Raw genomic sequence first — 1,198 nt, forward strand, 5'->3', positions numbered from 1 at the left:
TGTTGATTTCCACGCGGGATTGACCCGGGATGGCGGCTTATTTCCATTGAGAATTGACCCATGTGACCGTTCCCCCTTCGCGATGAGCGACGGGGGGCACTGGAGTGATCGACATGGGACTTTTGAATGTCATCCGCCGTTTGGCCTTGCGTGAGAAGGTTGCAATCCGGGAGATTGCGCGTCGGACCGGCCTGTCGCGGAATACCATCAAGAAGTATTTGAACGCGGGGACGATCGAGCCGAAGTTCTCGACACCAGAACGTCCCAGCAAGCTGGACCCGTTCGCCGACAAGTTGGCAGGCTGGCTCAAGGCCGAGGCCTCCAAATCGCGCAAGCAGCGCCGAACCTTGAAACATATGCACGCCGATCTGATCGCGCTGGGGTTCACCGGTTCTTATAACCGTGTTGCGGCCTTTGCCCGTGAATGGCGCGCAGCGCGGCAACGCGAGCAACAGACAACAGGACGCGGCGTTTTCGTTCCGCTGAGTTTTCGCCCCGGCGAGGCCTTCCAGTTCGACTGGAGCGAGGATTACGCCGTGCTGGGCGGTCATCGTACCAAATTGCAGGTGGCGCATATCAAACTGGCGTACAGCCGGGCATTTTTGGTCCGCGCATATCTGCTGCAAACCCATGAAATGCTGTTCGACGCCCATTGGCACGGCTTCCGCGTCTTCGGCGGCGTGCCGGGGCGCGGCATCTACGACAATATGCGCACGGCGGTTGACCGCGTCGGGCGTGGCAAGGAGCGCCAGGTCAATTTGCGATTTCTGGCCATGGCCAACCACTATGTCTTCGAGCCGTCGTTCTGTAACCCGGCGTCTGGCTGGGAGAAAGGGCAGGTCGAGAAAAATGTGCAGGACGCACGGCCACGGCTATGGCAGCCGATGCCGGATTTCCCCAACCTTGCCGTGCTGAACGCTTGGCTGGAACAACGCTGTCTGGCCCTGTGGCGGGAGATTCCGCATGGCCATCTCGCCGGTACCCTTGCCGATATCTGGGCAGAGGAACGGTCCGCGCTGATGCCCGTGCCGCTCCCGTTTGACGGGTTCATTGAGCAGAGCAAGCGGGTCTCACCAACCTGCCTGATCAGCTTCGAGCGCAACCGCTACAGCGTGCCGGCCTCGTTCGCGAACCGGCCCGTCAGCCTGCGGGTCTATCCGGATCGGCTCGTTGTCGCGGCCGAGGGAAAGATCCTGTG

The 1,198-nt window shown here is 61.0% G+C and carries 1 protein-coding gene; it reads left to right on the plus strand.

Going from position 1 to position 1,198, the window contains the following annotated elements:
* Positions 1-113: 113 nt before the first annotated feature.
* On the plus strand, positions 114-1,198 hold a 1,085-nt coding region (gene istA / locus ACM9LZ_RS25825; RefSeq protein WP_416622369.1), incomplete at its 3' end, for an IS21 family transposase.

The organism is Niveispirillum fermenti (assembly GCF_048066175.1).
In the GTDB taxonomy this organism is placed as follows: Bacteria; Pseudomonadota; Alphaproteobacteria; order Azospirillales; family Azospirillaceae; genus Niveispirillum; species Niveispirillum fermenti.